An 18,123-nucleotide genomic window follows, 5' to 3' on the forward strand; every position below is an offset into this window, starting at 1 on the left:
GCTCATGCGTTCCTGATGGCCCAGAATTTCAGTTCAAGCTCGGAGAACTCGCCCGAGACGTGGAAGGCGAAGCCGCCGGAGCGCTCGAGCTGGGCCAGGTCCTCGGCGCTGAAGTCCAGGGCGAAGTAGGTCTTGTCCGAGTGGAACGGGATCTGCCGCGGCGCCACCGGCATGGGGCGCACCTTGATGCCCGGCAGGTGCAGGTTGACCAGTTGGCGAATGTGCTCCACCGGGCCGACCTTGAGGTGGGTGGGCAGGCGGTGGCGCAGCTCTTCGGTGTCGCAGTTGGCCTTGGCCGCCAGCACGAACGAGGCGCGGCCGAGCAACTGGTGGTCGTGCAGCGGCGCGACCAGAATGCCGTACTGGCGCTCCTGCAGGGCCATCTCGATGGCGTGTTGCTCGAGCACCATCGACAGCACCTGGCGGATCGACTCCATCAATTTTCGGAAACTCGCGCCCTGGTCGCTGTGCTCGTAGCGGCTGTCGTTGCGCGGGCGCTTGCTGTCGCTGGAAAACGCCGACAGGTCGCCGAACAGGGTCAGCAAGGTGCGGTACAGCTCTTCGGGGTGCACCTGCTCAACGCCCATGTAGTGGCGCAGCAGCAAGCTGGTGCGGTTGATCAGCTGCAGCATGAGGAAGTCGCCCACCTCGGCGCCGCCGACCTTGCCGTTGGCGCGGATGCGGTCGGCGAGGATGTCGCCACGGTTGTCGAGGATGCTGATCACTTCTTTGAGGCACGACAGCAGGTAGGGCGAAGAATGGCTGTCGACGAAGCTCGGTACAAAATCGCTGTCCAGGGTGATCACGCTGTCGGGAGAGGTGTCGTTGATCAGGCACACCTTGAGCTTCACGTAGGCCTGGTCGTTCTGCTGCTCGCCCAGCAGCAGACGGAAGTCCGGGCGGGCGCAGCTGACCTGGCTGCTGGCGTCTTCGCCGGCGTTGGAGTCGGACACTTCAAGGCCATAGGCGGTGTAGCGCGCCAGCACGTCGGGCTGGTCGGCGCGGCGGGCTTCGATGTGGCCGCCGGTGACCAGCGGCAGGGCCAGGTACACCGGTAACTTGGTGATGTTCGGCGGCACGTCCACGGCCAGCGGCTCGGCGCTGCTCTCCAGGTTGAACAGGGTGCCGTCGGGCAGCACGCCGGAGGCCTGGCTGACCACCAGCTTGCCCATGTTGAGGAACTGCAGGTCGATTTCCAGGCTGAGGAAGCCCCAGTTGTAGCGGCCCAGCAGCTGGGTGCGCGACTTCATCTGGTTGTCGTAGTAGCGATCGTTCTGCTGGAAGTGCTGCGGGCGCAGCAGCATGCCTTCCTGCCAGATGACTTTGTCCATGTTCATGTGCGGTCATCCACCTTGGCGACGGGCTGGGCGGCATCGTGGATGCCGTTCTGGTCCAGGACCAGCTGAATGCGGGTGATTTCTTCGGGCTGCACGGTGATCACGTAGCGCCACTGGGTGTCGGTGATGTCGCGGTAGGCGGCCATCACCCCGACGTAGCGGCTGGTGCCGGCGACGGTGAGCTTGAGGTCCATGGTCTGGCCGGGGCGCAGCTCGAGCTCTTCGCTGTTGACCAGGTCCTGGGCCAGCACGTCCTTGCCGCGCTCGTACAGGCTGAAGAAGTCGGCGTTCTCGAACGCCACCGGGTGCTTGAGCTCGTACAGGCGCAGCACCAGCGGCGAGGCGCGGCCGTTGACGTCGAGGTTGAGGTGCTCGTTGCTGTCCAGGGTCAGTTGCAGCTTGGTCTGGGTGGAGTACGGCGACAGCGCCGAGCAGCCGGCCAGCAACAGCAGGCCCAGGGCGGTAGCCAGGTTCTTGAGGCAGGTCATGGGGTTCATCCTTCGTGTTCGCTGTGCAGGGTGGCGATCAGGCGCACCTGCTCTTCGTAGGCCTGGGCGAAATCGCGGGCCAGCAGGCGCTCGACGAAGTCGTCGTCAAGGCTCAGGGCTTGGTGGTAGCGCTGGAAGGCGCGCCAGCGGCTGCCAGACGTAGCCACCAGCGGCTTGCCGCGCTCGCGCTCGAAACGCAGGCTCAACTGGCTCGGGGTGAAGTGCTCAAGCGTGCTGTGCACCACCGCGCGGCTGCCGGCCAGCAGCGCCACCTGGTGCGCCTGCAGGTCACGAAAGCCCCGGGCCAGCGCTTGCTCGGCGCTACCCTGCCCGGCCTGGCCCGGCTGCAGCATCAGGCGCAGCGCCTGGCCACTGTCGCCGGCCTGGCGCAGCGGGTTGCGGCTGCTCTGCTGGGCGGTGGTGTGGCCAAGGCGCAGTTCGTTCTTCAGGTCGCTGCGGGTGCGCAGGCTCTGCTGCAGGCCGGCGATGCTCTGGTTGAGCAGGCCGGCGGCCTTCACTGCCAGGGCCTCGCGGGCCGGGCCGTCAAGGGCTTGCAGGTCGATCCCCAGGGCCTGGCCGAAGCGCGCCCAGAACTGCTCGGACACCCCCTCGCCCCTCGGCGCCGGGGCTTCGTATACCGGTGCGGCCACAGGTTCCGGCACCAGCTCCGGCACGATCAGGTTCTCGGTGTCGATGCGCGCCGCGTCGCTGCGCTGCGCCGGCTCGCGCCAGGCGCTGGCGAAGGCATCGTCGGCACCCGCTGGCGCTTTGAAGGCGTTGAGCGGGTCGAGGTCGAGGAAGGCGTCGTCCGGGATGATGCTGCCGGCAGCGGTCGGCCGGCCGATTTCACCGTCGAAGCGCGCCGGCTCGCGCACCAGGCGCGCGCGGATCTCGAAGTCGCACAGACGGAACACGCTGTCGTGCTCGATGCGAAACGGCTCGCCGCGCGGCAGTTGCACGCCGGAGCCGGTGAACACGCCATTGCGGCTGAGGTCGGTGAGGTAAAAGACGCCACGCTCGCAACTGACCCGCGCGTGGTGCCCCGACAGGTGCTTCTTGCCGTCGGGGATGGTCCATTCACAATCGCTGGCCCGGCCGATGGTGCCGCCGTCGGCGCCGAACAGGCAGGTGCGGGCATGTTGGGGTATCAGCTGGCGGGTGTTCTGAATCTCGAGCACGAGTTCCATGTGTCTGTGCACTCCTTGCGGTTATCGGCCGCGATTGACCACCTGGGGTTCACCCAGGGGCCGGTATTGGTCATCGTTGAACTTGTAGTTGCCGTTGCAGCCGGCAAGGCCGAGCAGCACCAGCAGCCCGGCGGCTATCAGCCATGGACGTGAAGGCATCAGGAAGTCTCCCTGCAGGTCAGGTATTCGTGGGTCATGCCTGGAACTCGCTCAGGTCGATGTTCAGGCGTTCGATGCGGTACAGCAGGGTGCGCCGCGGCAGCCCCAGCTGGCGGGCGGCGACGGTCTGGTTGCCGTTGTTGCGGCGCAGGCAGCCAAGCATGTAGGCGCGCTCGACGCGCTCCATGTAATCGCGCAGGTGCAGGTTGTCCGGCTCGGCCGGGGCCTGCTCGCGGGCGCCGAAGTGCTCGGCGCGCAGCTCGGCGCCCTCGCACAGCAGCACCGCACGCTCGACCATGCCCTTGAGTTCGCGCACGTTGCCGGGAAAGCCATAACCGGCCAGGTGCCCGAGCGCGCACTGCGACCAGCTCAGCGGGCCACGGCCAATGAAGCTGCAGGCCTTGGCGACGAAATGCCGGGCCAGCAGGTGCACGTCGTCGCCGCGCTCGCGCAGTGGCGGCAAGCTGATGGGGAACTGCGCCAGGCGGTAGTACAGGTCTTCGCGGAACTGCCCCTGGGCAACCATGGCCGCCAGGTCGCGGTGGGTGGCGGCGATGATGCGCACGTCGATCTTGCGCGTATCGTTGCCGCCCAGCGGGCGAATTTCGCCCTCCTGCAGCACCCGTAGCAGCTTGGCCTGCAACGCCAGCGGCATGTCGCCGATCTCGTCCAGCAGCAAGGTGCCGCCGTCGGCCGCCTCGAACAGCCCCACGCGGTCGCGGTCGGCGCCGGTGAAGGCGCCCTTGCGGTAGCCGAACAGCTCGCTTTCCAGCAGGTCTTCGGGGAAGGCCGCGCAGTTTTGCACGATGAAGCTCTTGCTGCGGCGTGGGCCGCATTCGTGCAGGGCGCGGGCCACCACTTCCTTGCCGGTGCCAGTTTCGCCGGTCAGCAGCACGGTGTAGGTGCTGTGCAGCACCTTGCCGATCAGCTGGTAAGTCTTGCGCATGGCGTCGCTGGTGCCGATCAGCCCGTAGTCGCTGGGGCACACGCTGTTGTCGGCTGGCGCGGCCAGCACAGCGCCGCCGCTCAGGCGCACCAGCAGGCCGATCTGGCCGAGCACGAAGCGGCCCAGTTGCGCCAGGGCATCAGCAAAGCGTTGCAGCTCCAGCGCCCGCGGGCTGGCGCAGATCAGCAGGCCGCCCACCTCGCCGCTTGCCGTGCTAAGCGGCACGCACAGCAGGCTGCGCCAGGTATCGCCGCTGGCCGGCAAGAAGCTGCTCGAATACAGCCCGTCGCCGAGCGAGTCCAGGCACAGCACGCGGTTCTGGCACAGGCTGAACTGCAGCAGTTCATCACCGTGGTAGTCGGCCGACAGCGCCGAGCCGTCCGCAGCGCGCAGTTCACCGTGCAGGCACTCGGCGCTCAGCCCCAGGGCGCTGTGCCCGGCATCAAGCAGGTACACCTGGGCCAGCTCGCAACCGCTCAGGGCGCAGGCCTGGCGGGCGAAGGCGCCCAGCAGCGCGCCCTGCTCCGCCGCCTGCGCCAGCGCGCCGAACGCGGCCAGCAGCTGCTCGGCGTAGCCCGGCGGCTGCGGGTTGTGGTCGAGCAAGGCGCTCATCTCAGCCGAACTCACAGACCACACCACCGTCACCGTCCAGGGTGGCGTGCACCTGGGTCAGTTGTTCGCCGCTGGCCATGGCATCGAGCAGGCGGTCGGCGATGGTCGGCAGCAGGTGCGAGTCGATCAGGTGGTCGATCAGGCGCGCGCCGCTGTCGCTTTGGGTGCAGCGCTCGGCCAGGTGCTCGACCAGCGCCTGGCAGTGGCTGAAGCCCAGCTGGCGGCGCTGCAGACGCTCGCCCAGGCGGCCAAGCTTGATCTGTACCAGTTCGTTGAGCACCGGGCCGCCCACCGGGTAGTACGGCACCACGCGCATGCGCGCCAGCAGGGCCGGCTTGAAGTGCTTGCTCAGCGCCGGGCGAATGGCTGCTTCGAGGTCCTGCGCCGAGGGGCGCTGGCCGTCTTCGCAAAGCTGGCTGATGCGGTCGCTGGCAAGGTTGGAGGTCATCAGGATCAGGGTGTTGCGAAAATCGATTTCGCGCCCTTCACCGTCGTTGGCCACGCCCTTGTCGAAGATCTGATAGAACAGGTTGAGCACGTCGGGGTCGGCTTTTTCCACCTCGTCCAGCAGCACCACCGAATACGGCTTCTGGCGCACCGCCTCGGTAAGCATGCCGCCTTCGCCGTAACCCACATAGCCGGGCGGCGCACCGATCAGGCGCGAAACGGTGTGTTTCTCCTGGAACTCGGACATGTTGATGGTGGTAAGGAAGCGCTCGCCGCCGTACAGCAGGTCGGACAACGCCAGGGCGGTCTCGGTCTTGCCCACGCCGCTGGGGCCGACCAGCAGGAACACACCCACTGGCGCATCGGGCTTGTTCAGGCCGGCGGCGGTGGCGCGCATCGAGCGGTCCAAGGCATGCACCGCCTGCTCCTGGCCACGGATGCGCAGGCGCAGGTCGTCGGCGAAGCTGATTACCTTGGCGTTGTGCTCACGGGCCAGCTGGCTCAGGGGCACGCCGGTCCAGGCGCTGATCACCTCGGCCACCAGGCGCGGGCACACCTCGAAGCTGACCAGGCGCTCGCGCTGCTGGGCATCGGTCAGGGCGCCATGCACCTCAAGCAGTTCGGCCTGGCACTGCTCGGCATCGAAGCTTTCATCATCCACCGGTGGCTTGGCCAGGCGCTGGCGCAGGTCGAGCAGGCGCTCGGCCAGGCTGCGTTGTTCCTGCCACAGCGCCTCGAGGGCCTGCTGCTCGCCGGCGGCCTGCTCCAGGCGAGTCTGAAGCGCTTGCAGTGCGTCGTGGTCAATCGAAAGACCCGCCTCGGCGTCACGGCGCAGGGCCTGCACCTGGCGCTCGCCCTCGGCGCGCTCGCCACGCAGGCGCTCGATGCTCTCGGGGGCGGCGGCCAGGCTGATGCGTACCCGGGCGCAAGCGGTGTCGAGCACGTCGACGGCTTTGTCCGGCAGTTGGCGGCCGGCCAGGTAGCGGGCCGACAGTTCGGCGGCGGCAACCACGGCGTCATCGCGCAGGTAGATGCCGTGGCTCTTTTCGTACACCGGCGCCAGGCCACGCAGGATGGTCACCGCCTCGCCCACGGTGGGCTCGTGCAGTTGCACCGGCTGGAAGCGCCGGGCCAGGGCCGGGTCTTTTTCGAAGTACTTCTTGTACTCGGCCCAGGTGGTGGCGGCGATGGTGCGCAGCTCGCCACGGGCCAGGGCTGGCTTGAGCAGGTTGGCGGCATCGCCACCACCGGCCTGGCCGCCGGCACCGATCAGGGTGTGGGCTTCGTCGATGAACACAATGATCGGCTTGGGCGCCGACTTGACCTCGTCGATCACGCCCTTGAGGCGACGCTCGAACTCGCCCTTGACGCTGGCACCGGCCTGCAGCAGGCCCATGTCCAGGGCCACTACCTCGACGCCCTTGAGCGCCTCTGGCACTTCGCCGGCGGCAATGCGCAGGGCCAGGCCTTCGACGATGGCGGTCTTGCCGACCCCGGCCTCGCCGACCACGATCGGGTTGTTCTTGCGCCGGCGGGCAAGGATGTCGACCATCTGGCGGATCGCGCCGTCGCGGCACAGCACCGGGTCGAGCTTGCCGTCACGGGCCTGCTGGGTGAGGTTGTGGGTGAACTTGGCCAGCAGCGACTCGCCACCTGCCGCAGCCGGCTTGCCCGGGGCGGCCTCGGGGCGCTGGGCCAGGGCGTATTCGCGCAGGCGCGCAGCGTCGATGCGGGCCAGCAGCGGCTGGTAGCGGCTGCCGGCGTAACGCACCAGGTTGCGCAGCAGCGCCAGAATCAGCGCGGCCTGGTCGATCTGGCTCTGGCCCAGCTCCAGGCTTGCGGCCATCAGGCCGTCCTGCAGCCATTGCACCAGCTCCGGGGCAAACACCGGGTTGCGCGAGGCGCTGTGCTCGGGCAGCGGCTGCAGCGCCGCGGCCAGCACCTGGGCATCCACCTCGGCGTCCTGCAGGGCCTTGGCCAGCAGGCCTTCGGGGCGCTCCAGCAACGCCAGCAGCAGGTCCTCGACGAGGATCTTGCTGCCGCCACGGCTGACGCAGCGCTGCGCGCAGCCTTCGAGGTCGCGGCGGGTTTCGGCGTCCAGCGCCTTGATGAGCTGTTGCAAATCGACGTTGATCATTTCATTGGTCCTTAATGAATCCGGCTGCCGAGGGTGACAACCCCGTCGGCGCGTTCGTGTCCGAGCCAGCTGGTCCAGCCGAGGCGGCAGGCGTTGTCTTCGCCGATGCGCAGCTCGCGAACCTCCTCGTGCTTGAGCACCAGGCGCAGGTCGTAGTCCAGGGGGTCGCGCAGGGTGAAACGCACCAGTGCGCACAAAGGCTGGTAGCCCGGCCCGATGGGCAGGAACTCGTGAAAGCGCTCCCAGGTGAGCTGGTTGACGTGAATGCGGAACTTGCCGCCGCGGTCGCGCACGCTTTCGCCCAGTACCGCGTTGTCGCCCAGCAGGCTGTTGGCCAGGCCCAGGCGGTTGCGCTCTTCTTCAAGAATCACCACGCGGCGCTCGACGCACTGCTCGATCACCAGGTCTTCGTGCTTGAAGTAGTAACGCAGCACCGACTCGATCAGCGCCGCGGAGTGGGCACGCAGGCTGAGCAAACCCAGGTACGGCAGCAGGCGCCGCCAGTTCAGCTCGCCGGCCTGGCGAATGGCTTCGCCGCCCAGGCCGATCAGGGCGAACAACTGCGCCGAGAACGGGTCGGTGGCGCCGGTTTCGAAGCGCACGTGGTAGCGGTACTTGCGCCAGATCGGCAGCATCAGGCGTTGCAGGCGGTGGTGGAACAGGTCGAGGAACTGGCGCGTGGGGTTGCCGTCGTCGCCGTCGCCAATCGCCTGCTCGCCATAAAAAGCCGGCAGCGGCGAACTGGCGCCCACCAGGCCGACCAGGTTCAGGCGCAGGCGCGCGCGCAGCTCGCCGTGTTCGTGGAAGAACTGCACGCGGTCGATGTCGCTGCCCGGGAAGCCCAGGCTCGGGTTGGCCTCGAACTCCAGGCGCTCGTACAGGTCTTCCTGGCTGAGCCAGGGGCTGTCCTCGCGCAGGCGGTCGACCACCAGCAGCACCGCCTGGTACAGCGAGTATTCGCGAATGTAACGCGCCAGCCCGCTCAGAGCAGGGGCTGCATGCCCATACGTGGTGTCCATTGGTACACCTCCCCTTGCGTGCTTTTGACCCTCAGCTCATGGAACGAGTTGAGGCTGGCGTAGAGTGCGAAGAACTCGTTGAGCACCGAGGCGAAGACGAACAGGTCGCCCTCGCCCACGTAGCCTTCCGGGTCGATGGTCAGTTCGGTGCGCAGGCCGCGCAGTGGCAGGCCCTTGTGCAGGCGGTCGATGTGCTCGTGGCGCACTTTTTTCAGGCCGCCGAGCAGGCGCTTGCTGACCTTTTCCGCGTGCTGGTCGTAGTAGCGCGGCAGGTCGTAGGTTTCGAGGATCACCTTGAGCGCCTCGACGTTGGCCAGCGACAGGTAGTTCAGCGACATGTTGCTGATCAGCCGCCACAAAAAGTCGCGGCCGATGGGCGGCGCGTAGCTGGGCGTGGCGGCGGTGATGTTGCGAAAACGCAGAAACTCCGGGGTGCCTTCGGCCATCAGGCAGATGTCGCCCTCGCGCAGGCGCAGCGGCAGGTTCTGGTTGGTGCAGGTGAGCTCGATCGACAGCGTCTCGTGGGACTGAGTCTGGCGGATGCCGAAGCTCAGGTAGGTGTCCATGCCTTCGTGCAGCAGCGAGCTGCGCTGGCGCACGCTGTAGTGCGGGCTGCTCTCTTTCACGTCGAAGCTTGGGTCGTGCTCGAACGACTCGAACGGCACGTAGTTGCGGTAGCCCACCCCGCCCGGCAACCAGCCGATCACCCCTTCCACGGCGAACACACCGCAGCTTTTCAGGTCGTATTCGGCCGGCAGCAGCAGGTACTCGTCCTGCTTGCCGTCCAGGCGAATCGGCAGTGCATCGTGGCGGAACAGGTTGACGATGGGGGTGCAGTGCAGCTTGATGTTTTCAAGGCTCGGGCGCAGGCGCTGGATGCCGCCCTTGCGGATGTTGAAACGGATCGCCACGCCGCGCACCTGCTCTTGCAGGTCTTCCGGGATCGCGGCCAGGGCTTCGAGGCCTTCGAGGTCGACGAACAGGAACTTGTCCTGGAAAGAGAAGTACTCCTGCAGGAAGCGGTAGCCACGGAAGGTGTTCAGCGGGTACGGGATCAACGCGTGCTCTTCGCCAAAGCCCACCGGCGAAACCTTGTCGCCGCGCAGGGTGTAGCTGAGGTCCGGGGCGTTGATGCGCGAGAACGGTTTGCCGTGGGCGTCCAACGGCACCAGTTCGATGCTTTCGAGGTTGCGCAGCAGGCACAGGTAGAGCATCTGGCTGATGTAGCGCTCGCCGGCCAGGTGCAGGCGCAGGCGCTTGAGCTCGAGCTCGGCGAGAAAACCGTCGCAGCTCATCTCGGTGCGCAGGGTCAGCACCGCGCCGTCACCCTTGACCGCAAAGTCGATGCCGGCCAGGTCCAGGGCCTGCACTTCGGTGGCGTAGCAGGTACGGAAGCGGCAGCGCACGCCATCGACCGGCTTGCTCTCCACCGGGGTTTCCCGGGCCACGGTTTGCGCAGGGCCGGCCTGGGGCAGCGGCTCGAACTGCAGCATGCTGAACGAGGGCAGCGGGCGCATGTAGTTGGGCCACAGCAGGTGCATCAGCGAGTGGGTCAGCTCGGGCAGTTCGTCGTCGAGCTTCTGGCGCAGGCGCCCGGTGAGGAAGGCAAAGCCTTCGAGCAGGCGCTCGACATCCGGGTCGCGCCCGCTCTGGCCGAGGAACGGTGCCAGTGCCGGGCTGCGCTCGGCAAAACGCCGGCCCAGTTGGCGCAGGGCGGTGAGTTCGCTCTGGTAGTAGTGGTTGAACGACACGGGGCGGTTACCTTGGTTGAGAGACGGTTGCGCGCAGGCATGCGCGGTAGGCGATCTGGCCGAGTATCATCAGCCCGCCTTGTTGTTCAGGTACCAGGTATCCGCTGCGTGCAGCATCGGCATGCACGACATGGCCAGCACACACAGCACCGGATAGACCGGTGAGCGTCGTATGCGGCTTTGCAGACCGGCCAGCAGAACGCACAGGTTGAACAGCGCCAGGCTGCCAAACAGGTCGCTGTCGGCCAGCACGGCCAGATAGCCAGAAAGCGGGTAGTAGTCCATTCAGGGCCTTCAGTCCTTTAACGTTTGTACTGCTGTCATGTGGCCCGGCTTTGTGACGAAGTCGCTCCCGCGGCGGGCTCGCCCTCACGACTGATACACCTGCTCACTTAATTGCACTGGGGCAGCCTCCAGCCTTCCCAACCGTCGCCGGGGTATATCGCAGTGCCATTGATCCAATGCGCAGCCATATCACCACCGGATTCGCGCTTCCAAATGGTCCATTCCGAAGTTGCCAGCAGTTCACCGTCACGGCTGTACACCCGGTAGTAGTAACTGCTGCCAAACAACGAGGCGATACGACCGGCCACACCGGCAGCGCTGTAGCGCCGGGTATAAGTGTTGAGCGCGCAGCCGCCGCCATCGCTGGTCACGCTATCCAACTCGCGCCCCGCGTAGGTGGCTATCTGCCGCACGGCCAACCACGCAACAAACATCAACAAAACCAGCCCGCCGACAGCCACCCCAGCCCAAAGCAGCGCCCGCGCGGCACGTGCCCGCAAACTGTGTTGCTTTGGAAGAATCGCCTTCACGTCCGTGATCTCCTGCGGTCGGCGAAGCGTTGCAAAAAACTGCCCAGCGGCACGGAAAGCGCAATGGCCCCGCAGCTCAGGCCTGCGCTCAACAACACCAGGAAGGTCCCGCGCAGTGGGTGGTGCGCCACCAGATACAGCGCGACCAGCACTGCAAGCACTGCGGCCAGTCCATAGCGCACAACAGTGCGCGGGATGATCGCCATGACTACGTTCATCGCAACGAAGACGTAGAACACCAGCAGGGTTGCCAGGGCAAGATCGCTGCCTCGCGCCACCGCCGGCCGCACCGAGTGGGTCCAGAGTTCATAGCCCCACGACCACAGCAGGGGGAAGGCCAGGCAAGCCAGCGCATGCATGACGACTCGAGCCGATAGCTTCATTTTTTCCATACTCCGTAGTTGGCGACCGCTGCAGCATCAGCAGGGTTACGCAGACGGATATCGGACAGCGGTGTGTACTGAGTGGTCACCTGCTCGACCTTTACCACCACACGACCAGGGATGATGCGCTGGGTAATCACCGCCTTGAAGTTCTGGCTGGCCCAGTCCGCTCCCCGCAGGACCATGTAGTTGTCGTACTCGTTGGTGGGGTCGGAGGTGGGGTTGAACGGGTTGCCATCGCCGTAATCCATGCCGGTCTGGATGGTCCGTTTGATCGCCTCGTCCTTGTTCTGGCCCCGCTGTTCCTCGTAGTACATACGGAAGGTGTCCACGGCAAACGGAATCTGCCCGACACCATCAGTCCAGAAAGGCTTACCCTCGATCATGACCATGAGGAAACCGGCGCCACCCTCACTGTTACGCTTCCAGTCGCCAGGCATATAGCTGGCAAAGGAAAGTGAGGGCCGATCGACAATGGCGAAGTCGATGACCTGCTGCCATGTCAGATGCTTGAAAGCCTTGCCGGCAGTCGAGGTTGGTGCGCTGGCGTCCGGGTTCATCCAGATCAGCTCACGGTAGTTGTCGGCCAGCGGCTCGAACCACTGCACAGCCTTTGCGTACAACGCATCGGCGCTCATGATCTTGAACGGATCTTCATCAGCCTTGGGCCGCACCGCAAACAGAGGCACACCACGTTTGCGGGTGACCACCCATGCTCTGGGCACAGGGCAAGGCTTGGGTGCCTGCTCGGTACTGGGCGTGGTCTGGCAGGTCTGCTTAAGGAATGTCCCATCTTCGGTAGTGGCGAACACATAGGCAGCACCATCGATGTTCGCCGGGGTTTCCGTGACCGGCTTGGCCTCTGCTGTCTCGCTCATTCCATGCCCGCCAGGTAAAGGATGATGGGTTCGGCAGTCTTGCCAGTGTTGATCACACCCGACTTGCCTGCCCCACAGGTAACGCCGATTTTCTCGACACCACTGGCCGAGACGATTTTGTAGCTCAGCCCCGCCAAGGACTGGCCGTCAGCGGTCTTGATTTCAAAGGCCTGGTTGAAGACCCCTGGGATGACCACCGGCACAGGCGCCACGAACGGCGCCGGGCTGTGCGAGTCGCCAATGATCACCGTGCCGGAGCCAGCGGTGACGCTGTTACCGTGGCTGCCCATCGAACCGACGGTGGCGGCGTTCATGCCGTTGATGGTGACCGTGGCCGACACGCCGCCAACAATGGCGCCGCCACAGGCGCTGGCATCACCCTTGCGGGCGGCGGCCAGGCCTTCGATGATCACGTCCGGCGAGCCGGCCGCGATGGGATTGGTGCCGTGCCCGGGGATGGGGCAGGCAGTTGGGTCGCTGACCCGTGCAGCGGGTTTGCCCATGTCGAAACTCCTTATCGAACCTTGACGTTGCCGCTGCCATCGAGATGGGCGGTGAAGGAGACCGCACGGCGGATCCCCTCCACTTCCAGCCAGCCTTCGATGGCGAAGGTGAGCTTGAGCGGATCGCTGCCGCGCGGCTGCGAAACCACCTGAACATTGCTAAGGCGCGGCTCGTACGCTTCGATGAAGCGGCGAATCGCCTCCTTGGCCTGGCTCAGGGCGTCGTGCAGGCTCAGGCGCATGTCGTTCAGGTCTGGCAGCCCGTAGTCGGGCAGCGTCTGCACGCTGCCGGCACGGGTGCTGAGCATCTTGCCCAGGTGGCTGGCCACCGAAGCCGTCACGCCGCCTTCGCGGTTGTATTCGCTGCGCCCGGCGGCTTCACCACCGAGGCGTTCGAACAAGCTGCCGTATCCGCTCATGCCCTACTCCACTCAGGCCTTGTCGAGCTTGCCGACCAGCGACAGGGTGAAGTCGGCACCCATGTACTTGAAGTGCGGGCGCACGTTCAGGCTCACGCGGTACCAGCCCGGCTCGCCTTCGACATCGCTGACGGCGATGGCGGCAGCACGCAGCGGGCGACGGCCACGCACTTCGGCGCTCGGGTTTTCCTGGTCGGCCACGTACTGGCGGATCCACTTGTTCAGCTCGGCTTCAAGGTCGGTGCGCTCTTTCCACGAACCCAGTTGCTCGCGCTGCAGCACCTTCAGGTAGTGGGCCAGGCGGTTGATGATCATCATGTACGGCAGCTGGGTACCGAGCTTGTAGTTCAGCTCGGCGTTCTTGCCTTCTTCACTGATGCCGAAGAACTTGGGCTTTTGCACCGAGTTGGCCGAGAAGAACGCGGCGTTGTCGCTGCCTTTGCGCATGGTCAGGGAAATGAAGCCTTCCTCGGCCAGTTCGTACTCGCGGCGGTCCGATACCAGCACTTCGGTCGGGATCTTGGTCTCGATCTCGCCCATGCTCTGGAAGTGGTGCAGCGGCAGGTCCTCGACCGCGCCACCGCTCTGCGGGCCGATGATGTTCGGGCACCAACGGAACTTGGCAAAGCTGTCGGTAAGGCGGGTGGCGAAGGCGTAGGCAGTGTTGCCCCACAGGTAGTGCTCGTGGCTGTTGGCAACCACTTCCTTGTACACGAAGGTCTTCACCGGGTTGTCTTCCGGGTCGTACGGGTTGCGCAGCAGGAAGCGCGGCACGGTCAGGCCCATGTAGCGCGAGTCTTCGGACTGGCGGAAGCTCTGCCACTTGGCGAACTGCGGGCCTTCGAAGTGGTCCTTGAGGTCTTTCAGGTCCGGCAGGCCGGTGAAGGCTTCGAGGCCGAAGAATTTCGGGCCGGCAGCGGCGATGAACGGCGCGTGGGACATGCACGAAACGCTGGAGACGTACTGCATGAGCTTGACGTCAGGGGCGTTGGGCGACATGAAGTAGTTGGCGATGATGGCGCCTACCGGCTGGCCACCGAACTGGCCGTATTCTGCGGTGTAGACGTGCTTGTACAGGCCGGCCTGCATCACTTCCGGGGAGTCTTCGAAGTCGTCCAGCAGGTCTTGCTTGGAGGCGTTGAGGATCTCGACCTTGATGTTTTCGCGGAAGTCGGTGCGGTCCACCAGCAGCTTCAGGCCGCGCCACGAGGCTTCCAGCGACTGGAACTCGGGGTTGTGGAGAATTTCGTCCATCTGCCGGCTGAGCTTGGCGTCGATTTCGGAGATCATCCGGTCGACCATGGCCTTCTTGACCGGCTCGCCCTGGTTTTGCGGCTTGAGCAGTTCTTCGATGAAAGCCGACACGCCGCGCTTGGCGATGCCATAGGCTTCGTCTTCAGGGGTGAGGCTGGTTTCGGCGATGATCTGGTCGAGGATGCCGAAGTCGGCGAGGTCCTGGGTTTCTTGCTGTGCTGCGGTGCTCATGGGGTGGCGTCCTTATGGGGTCCGGGCTCAAGCGTCCTGTTGCGGGGTGGCATCCATGCCCAGCTCGCCGAGCACACGATTGCGCGCTTCGTCGTCAGCCAGGACGCCTTCGATGGCCTTGCGGAAGGCCGGTGCGTTGCCCAGCGGGCCCTTGAGCGCCACCAGTGCCTCACGCAGCTCCATCAGCTTTTTCAGCTCCGGGATCTGCTCGACCAGGTTGGCCGGGTTGAAGTCCTTCATGGCGCCGACCTTGATCTTCACCGCCAGCTCTTCGCCTTCGGCGACATCGTCCTGCAGGCGGTTAGGCACGCTGAGGGTGAGGCTCAGGCTCTGCTTGGCCAGTACGTCATCGAAGTTGTTCTTGTCGATGCTGATCGGCTTGCGGTCTTCGATCTTGCGATCGTCGAGACGCTGGGTGAAATCGCCGAGCACCATCAGTTTGAGCGGCAGCTCGATTTCTTCCTGGGCATCGCCCAGGGCCGGTTTGAAGGTGACGTTGATGCGTTCCTTGGGTGCTACCGAGCCTTCTTTGGCCATCGGTCTTCTCCTTTGCGGTTACGGCCCGAGGGCCTAATCGAGCACCACCTCGAGATCGAGGTGGCACAACCTGCGGTAAACCTCGTCCTTGCGCTCGCGCACCTCATGGTTCTGCGGCAGCAGTTCGCAGCTGCTGTGCAGCAGCTGCAGCACCTGCAGGGCCAGCGCCGGTTCCCAGGCATCCAGCCCTGAGTCGTGCAGCTGGCGGTCGAGGGATTCGAGCTGGGTACGGGCCAGCTCGTACTTCTTGGCGTGGTGGCAAAGCCGCGCCAGGGTGAATTGCCAGAAAAACCGTTCGCGCCCGCCCTGGGCGGCCTGCATGGCTTGCTTGAGTTGCTGCACGGCAGCCTTCAGGCCGTCCTTGCGCAGCACTGGTTGGGCCGCCTCCAGGGCTTGCTCCCAGGCCGGCAGGCGCTCTTGCTCGCTGGGCTCGGGCGGGCGCACCGCGGCCGGGGCCTGCAGGTGCGGCAGCACGGTGGCGCTGATCCAGGCCAGGGTGGCGGGGCCGGCGAACGGCTGGCCGTCGTGAAAGCGCAGGCCGGTGATGCCCGGCAGGCGCTGCAGGAACAACGCAAAAGTCATCTCTACCTCGCGCAGGGCGGCGTCGCTGCCCAGGGCCTGCAGGCATTCCCAGGCCAGGTGCTGGCCATCGAACCAGAATGGCGAACGGGCCAGGCTGGCTTCGACGTCCACCAGCAGGTCGGCGTACTTGCCGGCCTCGAAACGCTGGCGGTAATCACTGAGCTTGTCGGCAGGCAGGCCGCGCAGCGCGGTCACCTGCTCGGCATTGCGGTCGGGCAGGCCTTCGATCGGCAGCCAGGCCAGGGTGCGGTTCAGGCGCAGGGCGCGCAGGTCGCTGGCTTTTTGCTTGAGCCACCAGGCGGCCAGCGGCCGGCCGCCGTCCTGCAGGCCACGCAGGGCCTTGTGGGCGTCTTTTTCGTTGTCGATGGCAGCGCCGGGGGTGAGCAACTGGGTGGCGGCCTGCTTGACCTGGGCCACCACCGCACCGACGCTGCCGGGCTCGGGCTGGCCTTCGCCGCCGCGCTGGACCTTCTGCGCCAGGCGCCGGCGCATCGGCAGCAGCAAGGGCGCGGCATCGCCCAGGTGGGCGCCGAGGGTTTCGTCCAGTGCTTCGAGGTGCTCGACCATGGCCCTGAACAGCGGCAACTGGTCCTTCACCGGCACATCGTCGCTGAGCACCAGCTCCAGGCGCGGCATCAGCCAGGCGAAGGCGCCGCTGCGGGTGCGCACCTTGAGCGGGTGCACTTCGGCCCAGTGCTGCTGGCACAGGTGGCGCAGCATGCCCAGGCCGGCCAGCAGGCCGACGAAGGATTCACGCTGGTGCAGGGCCCAGATCAGCCAGACGCAGATACGCAGGTCGCGGGTTTGGTCGCGCAGCAGTGCCTCGCAACCTTCAACCACTTTGGCCCAGTCGATGCGCCCGGCATCGTGCATCGCCAGGCCCTTGTTGAGCTCTTCTTCCAGCGCCTCGAACTCACTGGAAAAACGCACGTCTTCACCGGCGAATGCAGCGCCGGGCACAGGCGTTTTCACCAGCTCGAGATAATGTGCGCACAACTTGCTTGAATAGGTCATCCGTGGCTTCTGTAAACAATTACCGGGCGCGTTGCGATCAACTTCCATAACGCGGTGGTAATGAATGCCGTACACCGTTTTTTCCTTGGCAGTACTGGCACCCGGGGGGTTAGGCGGTTGGATCCTAAATGGCGTTTTAAGCAGATGCAAGCACACTGATATCACTGATTTTTTTACATTTTGCCCTTGTAAGGCGATTTTCGGCAGATGCGGATTGCGCCGAAAATAAAGCGAAATACCCCGCAAAATGCCTGATTTAGAGAGGTTGAAACGAGAAATGCATCACACAAATGATGCTGGACTTTCGGAAATTTCCCACGAGCACCTCTCCATGCGCCCTACGGGCCGTAGGGGTTTCCCCTACATCAAATGGAGACTTCCCTGATACAAAAAACACCCTTTTGAAAGTTTTAAAAGTAACCGAGCAAGCCTTCGCGGCAGCAGGCGACTGGAAAAGCGCAAAAAGCAGCACTGCGCAAAAAGTTGCGCAGTCGGCCGGGCCAAAGTGTGCGGCAAATGAGGCTCAAGGGCAGAGCCGACAAGGGCTGGAGTACAAGTGCGCAACTTTTTGCGCACTACTGCGCAAAAAGTTGCGCAACTTCATACTGTTTTTGCCGCAGCAGTGAACTTCCAGCACAACAAAAAGCCCGCAACCCCTTGAATTTGCTGGGCGCGAGGTTTTCTGGCACGCAAATTGGAATGCACTTGGGCAACCGGGCCAGAAGTTCCCGGCCAACCGATACCCATTCCGCAAGGAGAGCTGCAATGCCAACACCCGCGTACCTGACCCTGCAGGGCACCAAACAAGGCCTGATCACCGCCGGCACCTTCACCGAAGATTCGGTCGGCAACATCTTCCAGGAAGGCCACGAGGACGAAATTCTCGTTCAAGCCTTCGACCACCAGGTGATCATCCCGCGTGACCCGCAGTCCGGTCAGCCAACCGGCCAGCGCGTACACAAGCCGCTGAAAATCACCAAGGTGTTCGACAAGTCCTCGCCGCTGATCTTCACCGCCCTGACCAGCGGTGAGCGCCTGACCGAGTGCACCCTGAAGTGGTTCCGCACCTCGGCTTCCGGCACCCAGGAGCACTACTACACCATCAAGCTCGAAGACGCGATCATCGTCGACGTGCAGTCCAACATGGCTAACTGCCAGGACCCGAACATGGCGCACTTCACTCACCTCGAAGACGTCTACTTCACCTACCGCAAAATCACCTGGACCCACGAAGTCTCCGGCACTTCCGGCTCCGACGACTGGCGTGCCCCGGTCTCGGCCTAAGCACCCGTGACCCCGCCGGCGGCCCTTCGGGGCCGTCGGCGCTTGCCGCGCAATACCCACCTGCACCTCGGCCCCGCCGAGCCCAGGGCCTTGCCAGCAGGCATGCCCGCCCCCGCGCCACCGCCACCTTGACCAGGAGG

At 65.1% G+C, this 18,123-nt stretch carries 18 protein-coding genes; 1 reads left to right on the forward strand and 17 read right to left on the reverse strand.

From position 1 onward, the window contains the following. Positions 1-2: 2 nt before the first annotated feature. The 17 genes from tssK to tssA all read right to left on the reverse strand — a co-directional run bounded on the left by tssK (position 3) and on the right by tssA (position 16,699). A complete protein-coding gene (gene tssK, locus KSS93_RS17875) occupies positions 3-1,337 on the reverse strand; it encodes a type VI secretion system baseplate subunit TssK (RefSeq protein WP_217885304.1) in 1,335 nt (444 codons plus the stop codon). Beyond that, on the reverse strand, positions 1,334-1,825 hold the full coding sequence (gene tssJ / locus KSS93_RS17880; RefSeq protein ID WP_369986688.1) for a type VI secretion system lipoprotein TssJ: 492 nt from the start codon (positions 1,823-1,825) through the stop codon (positions 1,334-1,336). Before tssJ ends, tssK begins: the two co-directional genes overlap by 4 nt. A gap of 5 nt (positions 1,826-1,830) precedes the next feature. Beyond that, complete coding sequence (gene tagH, locus KSS93_RS17885) at positions 1,831-3,012, reverse strand: type VI secretion system-associated FHA domain protein TagH (protein ID WP_217885305.1); 1,182 nt, start codon at positions 3,010-3,012, stop codon at positions 1,831-1,833. Between the two features lie 21 nt (positions 3,013-3,033). Further along, a complete protein-coding gene (locus KSS93_RS17890) occupies positions 3,034-3,171 on the reverse strand; it encodes a type VI secretion protein (protein WP_217838799.1) in 138 nt (45 codons plus the stop codon). A 34-nt stretch (positions 3,172-3,205) separates the two neighbouring features. Further along, positions 3,206-4,720, reverse strand: coding sequence for a sigma-54 interaction domain-containing protein (locus KSS93_RS17895; RefSeq protein ID WP_437182132.1), 1,515 nt, complete (start codon positions 4,718-4,720; stop codon positions 3,206-3,208). A gap of 10 nt (positions 4,721-4,730) precedes the next feature. After that, on the reverse strand, positions 4,731-7,313 hold the full coding sequence (tssH, locus tag KSS93_RS17900; protein ID WP_217885306.1) for a type VI secretion system ATPase TssH: 2,583 nt from the start codon (positions 7,311-7,313) through the stop codon (positions 4,731-4,733). An 11-nt stretch (positions 7,314-7,324) separates the two neighbouring features. Beyond that, on the reverse strand, positions 7,325-8,332 hold the full coding sequence (tssG, locus tag KSS93_RS17905; protein WP_217885307.1) for a type VI secretion system baseplate subunit TssG: 1,008 nt from the start codon (positions 8,330-8,332) through the stop codon (positions 7,325-7,327). Further along, positions 8,296-10,083 carry a type VI secretion system baseplate subunit TssF gene (tssF, locus tag KSS93_RS17910; protein ID WP_217885308.1) on the reverse strand — a complete coding sequence of 596 codons (1,788 nt, stop codon included), beginning with the start codon at positions 10,081-10,083 and terminating at the stop codon, positions 8,296-8,298. The genes tssG and tssF overlap by 37 nt, the downstream gene beginning before the upstream one ends. Positions 10,084-10,152: 69 nt before the next feature. After that, positions 10,153-10,368 carry a hypothetical protein gene (locus KSS93_RS17915; protein WP_217885309.1) on the reverse strand — a complete coding sequence of 72 codons (216 nt, stop codon included), beginning with the start codon at positions 10,366-10,368 and terminating at the stop codon, positions 10,153-10,155. Between the two features lie 107 nt (positions 10,369-10,475). After that, entirely contained in the window at positions 10,476-10,898 is a 423-nt protein-coding gene (locus KSS93_RS17920) for a hypothetical protein (RefSeq protein WP_217885310.1), read from the reverse strand. Continuing rightward, complete coding sequence (locus KSS93_RS17925) at positions 10,895-11,257, reverse strand: hypothetical protein (RefSeq protein ID WP_217885311.1); 363 nt, start codon at positions 11,255-11,257, stop codon at positions 10,895-10,897. Before KSS93_RS17925 ends, KSS93_RS17920 begins: the two co-directional genes overlap by 4 nt. A 20-nt stretch (positions 11,258-11,277) precedes the next feature. Then, the gene (locus tag KSS93_RS17930; RefSeq protein ID WP_217885312.1) at positions 11,278-12,159 is read right to left on the reverse strand and encodes a hypothetical protein; all 882 of its coding nucleotides are present in this window, start codon (positions 12,157-12,159) and stop codon (positions 11,278-11,280) included. Then, entirely contained in the window at positions 12,156-12,662 is a 507-nt protein-coding gene (locus tag KSS93_RS17935) for a PAAR domain-containing protein (RefSeq protein ID WP_217885313.1), read from the reverse strand. The genes KSS93_RS17930 and KSS93_RS17935 overlap by 4 nt, the downstream gene beginning before the upstream one ends. 11 nt (positions 12,663-12,673) lie before the next feature. Continuing rightward, positions 12,674-13,081, reverse strand: coding sequence for a type VI secretion system baseplate subunit TssE (gene tssE, locus KSS93_RS17940; protein WP_217885314.1), 408 nt, complete (start codon positions 13,079-13,081; stop codon positions 12,674-12,676). A 12-nt stretch (positions 13,082-13,093) separates the two neighbouring features. Further along, positions 13,094-14,566 (reverse strand): type VI secretion system contractile sheath large subunit, encoded by a 1,473-nt coding sequence (gene tssC, locus KSS93_RS17945; RefSeq protein ID WP_217838810.1) that lies wholly within the window; start codon positions 14,564-14,566, stop codon positions 13,094-13,096. Between the two features lie 27 nt (positions 14,567-14,593). Continuing rightward, the gene (tssB, locus tag KSS93_RS17950; protein ID WP_217838811.1) at positions 14,594-15,103 is read right to left on the reverse strand and encodes a type VI secretion system contractile sheath small subunit; all 510 of its coding nucleotides are present in this window, start codon (positions 15,101-15,103) and stop codon (positions 14,594-14,596) included. 33 nt (positions 15,104-15,136) lie between these two features. Continuing rightward, positions 15,137-16,699 (reverse strand): type VI secretion system protein TssA, encoded by a 1,563-nt coding sequence (gene tssA / locus KSS93_RS17955; protein WP_217885315.1) that lies wholly within the window; start codon positions 16,697-16,699, stop codon positions 15,137-15,139. 765 nt (positions 16,700-17,464) lie between these two features. On the opposite strand from tssA, the gene KSS93_RS17960 reads away from it, so the two are divergent. Then, on the forward strand, positions 17,465-17,983 hold the full coding sequence (locus KSS93_RS17960) for an Hcp family type VI secretion system effector (protein ID WP_217838813.1): 519 nt from the start codon (positions 17,465-17,467) through the stop codon (positions 17,981-17,983). Positions 17,984-18,123 lie beyond the last annotated feature (140 nt).

This window comes from Pseudomonas xanthosomatis (genome assembly GCF_019139835.1).
Lineage (GTDB): Bacteria > Pseudomonadota > Gammaproteobacteria > Pseudomonadales > Pseudomonadaceae > Aquipseudomonas > Aquipseudomonas fakonensis.

What these genes read in the sequence shown, in the direction of transcription:
- tssK (WP_217885304.1), bottom strand. Translation starts at nt 1,337, where the DNA reads ATGAACATGGACAAAGTCATCTGGCAGGAAGGCATGCTGCTGCGCCCG.
- tssJ (WP_369986688.1), bottom strand. Translation starts at nt 1,825, where the DNA reads ATGACCTGCCTCAAGAACCTGGCTACCGCCCTGGGCCTGCTGTTGCTG.
- tagH (WP_217885305.1), bottom strand. Translation starts at nt 3,012, where the DNA reads ATGGAACTCGTGCTCGAGATTCAGAACACCCGCCAGCTGATACCCCAA.
- KSS93_RS17890 (WP_217838799.1), bottom strand. Translation starts at nt 3,171, where the DNA reads ATGCCTTCACGTCCATGGCTGATAGCCGCCGGGCTGCTGGTGCTGCTC.
- tssH (WP_217885306.1), bottom strand. Translation starts at nt 7,313, where the DNA reads ATGATCAACGTCGATTTGCAACAGCTCATCAAGGCGCTGGACGCCGAA.
- tssG (WP_217885307.1), bottom strand. Translation starts at nt 8,332, where the DNA reads ATGGACACCACGTATGGGCATGCAGCCCCTGCTCTGAGCGGGCTGGCG.
- KSS93_RS17915 (WP_217885309.1), bottom strand. Translation starts at nt 10,368, where the DNA reads ATGGACTACTACCCGCTTTCTGGCTATCTGGCCGTGCTGGCCGACAGC.
- KSS93_RS17925 (WP_217885311.1), bottom strand. Translation starts at nt 11,257, where the DNA reads ATGCATGCGCTGGCTTGCCTGGCCTTCCCCCTGCTGTGGTCGTGGGGC.
- KSS93_RS17930 (WP_217885312.1), bottom strand. Translation starts at nt 12,159, where the DNA reads ATGAGCGAGACAGCAGAGGCCAAGCCGGTCACGGAAACCCCGGCGAAC.
- KSS93_RS17935 (WP_217885313.1), bottom strand. Translation starts at nt 12,662, where the DNA reads ATGGGCAAACCCGCTGCACGGGTCAGCGACCCAACTGCCTGCCCCATC.
- tssE (WP_217885314.1), bottom strand. Translation starts at nt 13,081, where the DNA reads ATGAGCGGATACGGCAGCTTGTTCGAACGCCTCGGTGGTGAAGCCGCC.
- tssC (WP_217838810.1), bottom strand. Translation starts at nt 14,566, where the DNA reads ATGAGCACCGCAGCACAGCAAGAAACCCAGGACCTCGCCGACTTCGGC.
- tssB (WP_217838811.1), bottom strand. Translation starts at nt 15,103, where the DNA reads ATGGCCAAAGAAGGCTCGGTAGCACCCAAGGAACGCATCAACGTCACC.
- tssA (WP_217885315.1), bottom strand. Translation starts at nt 16,699, where the DNA reads ATGACCTATTCAAGCAAGTTGTGCGCACATTATCTCGAGCTGGTGAAA.
- KSS93_RS17960 (WP_217838813.1), top strand. Translation starts at nt 17,465, where the DNA reads ATGCCAACACCCGCGTACCTGACCCTGCAGGGCACCAAACAAGGCCTG.